This is a genomic window from Ruoffia sp. FAM 24228 (assembly GCF_045528575.1).
Classification (GTDB): domain Bacteria; phylum Bacillota; class Bacilli; order Lactobacillales; family Aerococcaceae; genus Ruoffia; species Ruoffia halotolerans.
The window spans coordinates 1-6695 of sequence record NZ_JBGQQZ010000095.1 but is presented as its reverse complement, the minus strand read 5'-3'; the positions used below and the strand labels follow the sequence as shown (position 1 = coordinate 6695).

The 6695-nt window shown below is 29.6% G+C and carries 5 protein-coding genes; 1 reads left to right on the top strand and 4 read right to left on the bottom strand.

Annotation, left to right across the window (positions count from 1 at the left end; genetic code table 11):
• Nucleotides 1-222 precede the first annotated feature (222 nt).
• On the top strand, nucleotides 223-582 hold the full coding sequence (locus tag ACEN33_RS11575; protein ID WP_138405578.1) for a hypothetical protein: 360 nt from the start codon (nucleotides 223-225) through the stop codon (nucleotides 580-582).
• 168 nt (nucleotides 583-750) lie between these two features.
• Here ACEN33_RS11575 and ACEN33_RS11570 read toward each other — a convergent pair whose 3' ends face one another.
• The 4 genes from ACEN33_RS11570 to ACEN33_RS11555 form a co-directional block, all read right to left on the bottom strand.
• Nucleotides 751-2364: an ABC transporter ATP-binding protein gene (locus ACEN33_RS11570; RefSeq protein WP_138405579.1), complete on the bottom strand. Its 1614-nt coding sequence runs from the start codon at nucleotides 2362-2364 to the stop codon at nucleotides 751-753.
• Nucleotides 2361-4931, bottom strand: a complete 2571-nt coding sequence (locus ACEN33_RS11565; protein ID WP_407095153.1) for a lanthionine synthetase LanC family protein — start codon at nucleotides 4929-4931, stop codon at nucleotides 2361-2363. Before ACEN33_RS11565 ends, ACEN33_RS11570 begins: the two co-directional genes overlap by 4 nt.
• Before the next feature lie 124 nt (nucleotides 4932-5055).
• Nucleotides 5056-5163 (bottom strand): class III lanthipeptide, encoded by a 108-nt coding sequence (locus tag ACEN33_RS11560; protein WP_197105242.1) that lies wholly within the window; start codon nucleotides 5161-5163, stop codon nucleotides 5056-5058.
• Between the two features lie 62 nt (nucleotides 5164-5225).
• Nucleotides 5226-6176: a hypothetical protein gene (locus ACEN33_RS11555; protein ID WP_407090487.1), complete on the bottom strand. Its 951-nt coding sequence runs from the start codon at nucleotides 6174-6176 to the stop codon at nucleotides 5226-5228.
• Nucleotides 6177-6695 lie beyond the last annotated feature (519 nt).

Genomic DNA, 6695 nt, shown 5'->3' with positions numbered 1-6695 from the left:
TTCCTCCAAGTTAAGCGTCGTAACTTAAACTTTAGAGGTAAACTGGATGACTAACAAGGCTTTTTTTGTTGCCTGGTTATGTACTTTTAGGCTGCAATCTTATGTATTATTATATTGCCATAAACAAGTGGTACATTAAGCTGGCAAAAGGTGGTACATTCTTTGGCAAACAGTGGTAAGAAAGTTGGCATCAGTGGTACAAATGTGTGGCAGTAGTCACATGTGAGAGGTAAACAAGAAGTACATAATGATATAGGTATCATGCTTATGAGCATGAATTTAACAAAATTAGCAATCGAAGCAAGAAGACAAGCAGAAGCTTCTCGGAGTTCTTCAATCAAAAATATAAAATGCGATGAACCAATCAGAATTCTGATTGGTTCATCGCATTTTTATTATTTAGGGCGACTTAATTCCCAGCCCCAATATAATAATGTTATTGAGGTATTGTCACGCTGTACTTTAGCTAGCTATTCGATGTATCTTTATGGCACTTTCCAAAGCATTAACCAAATAATGAAGCTCTTTTGGAGCAGAAGACATGAAAAAAGCACATCTCAACCTGTTCCCGTGATTAACTAGCTCAAGCTTTAAAAAAATAAAATCAAAACTTTCCTCATTATAAATTGAATTGGTTTTGATTTTACTTTTTTTATTCAGACAATTTAATATTTGATAAACAGCTGGCCATTTTATTAGTAAAGATGGCACTAAAAAGAAAACTAACAATAATTATTCCTTTGTAAATTATTATTGTATATCATCAAGCTGAATTATCTTATCAATGTATGCTTCAGTGTCCTGATTTATATTATGTGAAATCATGATAACCATTAATTCTGGATCTTGTAATATAGTTGATTCAATCAGTTTTTTATTGCGTTCATCTAATGCTGAGGTTGCTTCATCAATTAATAAAATTCTAGGTTTCCTCAATAGTCCTCTCGCTATGGCAAGTCGTTGCTTTTGTCCTCCTGAAAAATTTTTCCCCCCCTCTGTGACCATATAATCGAGTCCTTCGTCATTACTACAAACAAAATTGTAAGCGTTAACTCTCTCTAAAACTTCTATGATCTCTTCCTCACTGTATTCTTCTCCTAAAGTAAGGTTTTCTTTAATTGTTCCCGTGAATAGGGTTGATGTTTGATCTAAATAAACAACTTGATTCCATACATCAGGTAAATTTAATTCTTTTAAGGGAAAGTTATTATAAAATATTTTTCCACTATAACTTTCATAGAGACCTGCAATACATTTCAATAAAGTAGATTTACCAGAACCACTTTCTCCAATGATTACATATTTATTAGGAAATTCAAAAGTTAAATTAATATCATTAAATATACTCATGTTTTCATCATAATTAAAAGATAATTTTCCAGATTTAATACTTTGTATTTGATCGGTCAAGGCTACTGAGGCTGTGTTATAATCTTGTTCATTTAGCCAATCAAATTCAGATAATTTATTTGTTATTGGTTTAGAAGAATTGTACGTCACAATATCATTAAAAACTCCTAAAGAAGAGCTAAAGAAAACTCCTACTAAATTAGCTATTGATAGAATTGCTCCTGGATAAACGGCATTATTTATGACTAAATAGACTGTAAACATCAAAGTTCCAATTTGAAATAGAATATTAATTGCCGAATTTATTCTCATAATTAAGTCTTTTATAAACTGAAATTTCAACTTATCTTGCTCTAAATTATTAGATTCATTGTTTATTCTATCTCTAAATTTTTTCATTAAATTATTGGTTTTAAAAACGATATAATTGGAGAATGTTTCATTTAAAATTCCTACAAAAGCTTCTTGTCGGTTTGACACATTATTTGAATATTTTCCAATTATTGGTTTTGTTATATTCGGAATTATAAGCATTATAAAGGTTGATGCTATTGTAAAATAGGCTAAGTATGAATGCATCGATGTTATTGCTATGAACGAAAATAGCATTTTTAGCATATTCCCCATTAATGAAAAAATGCTTAGTAAAGCACTCTCATCAAAACGTTCAATGTCATTAGTCAGCCTAGATATATAATACCCTGTATTATTTCTAGTATAATCTCTGTACTTTAAATTTGAAATATCATGGGTGTAAGTCTTCCTTATATCAACATTAATAACTTTTAAAGTGTATGCAATCATACAATCTAGTATATAATTAATAGCAATTGACAATATCCAAATAGAAATAATGAAGAAACTATTTCGAAACAACAGTTGAAACGAAGTTTGTTCTAAGCTCTCATATAGTAACCCAAGAGAATAACCTGCATAAACACTTGAAGCAGAAGAACAAACCGTTAAAATCAAAATAATTATTAAATAAATAGGGTGTTTTCTAAAAATTTTCACAGTACTATCCGCTCCTCGGTATTGTCTATAAAAAATAAAGGATTTATTTTTCTATTATTTATAATTCGATCAATAATTAATAACACTCCAGCAGATCCTTCTGCTATATCAAAACAAAGATAATTTAAAGTTCGATTGGGTAATTCCCACTTATTATTATTTTTCACAGCATAACGTAAACATTCCCGTAAAAGATTTACCGATTCTTCATAATAACTAGCCTCATTTAAAAATAAGTAGCAGTCATATAATGCATTAGCAATCCCTGCTAAACCTCTGAATAGAGAAGGAGAGGTATGATGTTTTATCAATAAAGTATCTGCAATTCTTCTACACTGTTCCTTATAGTCTTCTTTTCCTGTAACTTTATAATATCTCGCAAGAACTGTTAAGATACCCGCGCTTCCATCAATAAAATATGGCGACAAAAAATCATTACTATCAGCTTCAGTAGAGAGAAGTAACGCACCAGACTTATGATGGTATATATACTCCATATCATACTCTAGAAAAAACTCACCCATATATAAATACTTTTCATAGTTTGTGACCTTATATATCTCTAAAAGAAATAATGAAATTCCTGCTCTTCCTTTTTTAAAGCCTATATCAGAACATAAATCTATATTTCTTATAATATAATCAGCGATTTTAATTGAATTTTTCTTATAATGTCTTTTTCCGGTTTTATTATAAAAATATATATTAGCTAATCCAATTCCTGCTAAACCAGAGTATAAAGATAAATTTGAACTTTCAGTTACTGTAGAAGGGAAAATTTTTTCTGCATCTTTTAAAAAGCCCATTTCTGATAGCTTCCAAGCAATGCCACTTCTTCCGGTGTATAAACCTTCAGGGCAATACTTACTCTCACTAATGACAGTTTCAATATCTTGCATATCGTTACTACTTACTTCATTCATTTTAAATTTTGTGTAAGCAATACCTAAAAGACCATTACTAAAATTGTAAAGGTTATCAATAATATCTGAAGTAGAATATACATCTGACAATGATTTTTCTCTATAACTATTTATCCCATTTAATAAAGGTTTTACTGAGTATTTTACTTCATCAATTTTTTTCTTTAAAGAGGTATTGTTTTCAATTACATTAATTTCCAACTCATTAAGAATTTCCTTTATTTCAGATAGGTTTTCTTTTATCTCTTTAGTCGATGGTCGATTAGCATGGTCCGCATCAATTAAACTATAAATTAATTCTTTCAATTCAATAGGAAAAGTATAATTTGAAAAGAGTTGCTGTATAACATCCTCTATTTTGCTTTCATCTAATAAGTACAAGCGGTTTCGGTTAATCAGACAACTTAATAAAAGAAGTCCAATGGAATAGATATCTGACTGGAAGAAATTATTACTAGTAATTTCTTCTGTATATTCAAACGTTTGTGATGCTAAATTAATTTCATTTATATTTATACTACTCTCAAGATCAATCAAATAAACTTTATGGTCTTCAGTAATCATTACATTGTTTGGAGATAAGTCTCCATATATGTATCCATAATCATGGATACATTCTAATATGTCTGTTATCTGTATAAATATATCACAAATTTTTATTAAATATTCATTCCATTTTTTTCCATTAAAGTCAACATCTAGAATTGGTGTTTCATCCATGTAAAAATTGTAGAGTGTTTTACCATCAATAAATTCTTCAACTAAAAAATAATGCTCCCACTGTTTATAAAAATCAAGAGCTTTAGGAACATTAGTATGCTTAGAGAAAAAACTCAACAGATTATATTCTGATTTTAGTCGATCAGTCCCCATAATGCCATTTGGAAAATAGTTAATATAGGGGCGCACTTCTTTTATAATCACATTTTCTCCATTAATATCCTCAGCTAAATACACCCCACCCAAACTTGAAAATTTTAGAGCTTTTTTAAAAACATAATCATTAGGCCTTTCTTGTTCATTGCTAGCCTTATAAGATATGATTTCATCCTGACCTTTTGGAGGAGAATAATATGCCAATCTGTTATCTATAATATATTCATTGTCGCTATCTAATATTAAGTATTCTTTTTTTCCTTCATCATCATATCTGATTATTTCTTTAAAGCCTCCATACCTATAATATAAAACGGCACAATCTTTATATCTCCTATCACTTAATACATATGGCCCTTCAAAATCTTTTAATTTAAAATAAAGTATTTCAAGTAACTCTATAAATTGTTCTTCATTATTCGGGTAAATAGTAATAAACTTCCCAGCACCCACTCTTGAGAAATTCTTTTTATACATTATATTTAATAGTTCAGTATTTTTTACATATTTAAAATTCACTTTTTCCTTTTTTAATGTTTCTGTAACAATATTCAATATATCCAATGCATTTTTTAAAGTACAAGATACATGGATTTTCCACCCTTGATCAGGTATTTTATTGCCTGAAAAATTACAATTAATAAAAATATCTTTCTCATAGAAATTCCATTGATCATCTAGTATTTTATCTACAGATTTAGATAGTATATCTTTATTATTATATTTACTTGCTAAGGTCTCATTGTAAATGCTTTTAGTTCTAGACATATAATTTCCTGCTTTCAATTTTTTTCGTTCTTATAGCTCCTTGATTTATTGAAACAGTTAATAATAGATAAAAAGTTCTCCTGCATTTTTTGTAGGAGAACTTTTTATCTTTTGATTGTCATCATTAACCAGTAATGATAATTATATCTCCACAATTATTACTATTACTACTGCTCATGGGTGAAACATTATTATCTAAATCCAGTTTTTGCAATTCTAATACCTGTTCCATGGTTCTCACCTCCTCGTATTAATTTGTTACAAGCAAATTGGAGTTAGTTTGATACAATTATATTATTCTGCACTTTCTTCTTCAGTAGATTCTTCTGAAGTTTCAGCATCTGAATCTTCTTCTGTTGCTGAATCTTCTGATTCAGTAGATGCTTCGTCTTCTAATTCTTCTTGTTCATAGTATGCTAAGTTAGTTAACTCATCATTTTCAGTTTGAACTTCAACCGCAGCAATTTCTCCAACTTCAACGTCTTCATTCTCAACAACTGACCATAAGAATGCTTCAGTGTAACGTTCAGGGAATAGTGATGTTGTTACCACTTCTGGTTGGCCAAATGTATCAGTAAATGCGGCTAAGTCACCTTCGTTAAATAATGTTTGTAAATCTTCAACAGTTGTTTCTAAGCGTTCGAACATTTTTGCTGTCTTGTATTGGTATTCAACGTTTGTTAATTCTGGTCCATCTTCTTCAGAATTCACATATGTTTGGAAACGAACAACTTGTACGATGTCATCTTCAATTGAAACGTATCTAAATATTTCACCATTATCTGTTTCAGATACCGATGTTGGATCGTCACCCATAACCTCTACCACTTCATCAAACGTTAAATTCACTTCGTCATTCATCGAGCGTTCTTTCGCAGTATCTAATACTTCTTGATAACCAGCTTCTAAGTCAGCTCTTTCTAATACTAAGTTTGGATCCCATTCTTCAGTTGGTTTGATGAATTCTGTGATTTCAGCTTCAGAGTAAGGGTTGTCTGCACTTGGTGTTAAATCTTCTTCACCTTCAGTTGCTTCAGTGTCTTCTGTAGACTCTTCTGAAGTTTCCTCAGTTGATTCAGTTTCTTCAGTTTCTTCAGAAGATTCTTCTGTCTCTTCTGTTGCTACCTCTTCAGTTTCTTCACTTGTCTCAGTAGTCTCACTTGCAAAGATTGTTGCTGGTACTAATGATAATACTAAACCTGCACTTAATGTCCCTAAAATTAATTTCTTCAATTGTTTTTTCATAATTAATCCTCCTTATAATCATAAATAAAAAGAAATAAAATATTTATGTTGTATATATCATAATCATTATTATTATTTTTTTCAAATGATATACCTCGAGCAAAAGACCTTATAACATATTGATATAAGCGCTTTAATCATTTCTTTACAAACCATTCATATATGTAACTTTATTGAAACAATGTAAAATATTGTTTATTAGTAAATTCAATATTTTTATAACATTCGATGTTTATTAGTTTATAAAACTATTTATATATAATATTTTGCATAAATCTTTTATATGCACTATTCTTTTTTCTGAAGATTATGTCACATTTTTTCGGAAGAATTCTTCAGAAAATGAATGAATATTACAAAAACAGCACTCTTAAAAAATAAGTGCTGTTTTATGGTTCTTGAATTTTTGGTGTTGGTGAGAGAAATCTCACTGACACCTTTTTTTGTATGTACACAAAAGCCAGTGAATTCCTATATAATAAAGTTACCATACATTACTAAAAGGAGAATTCACTTGGC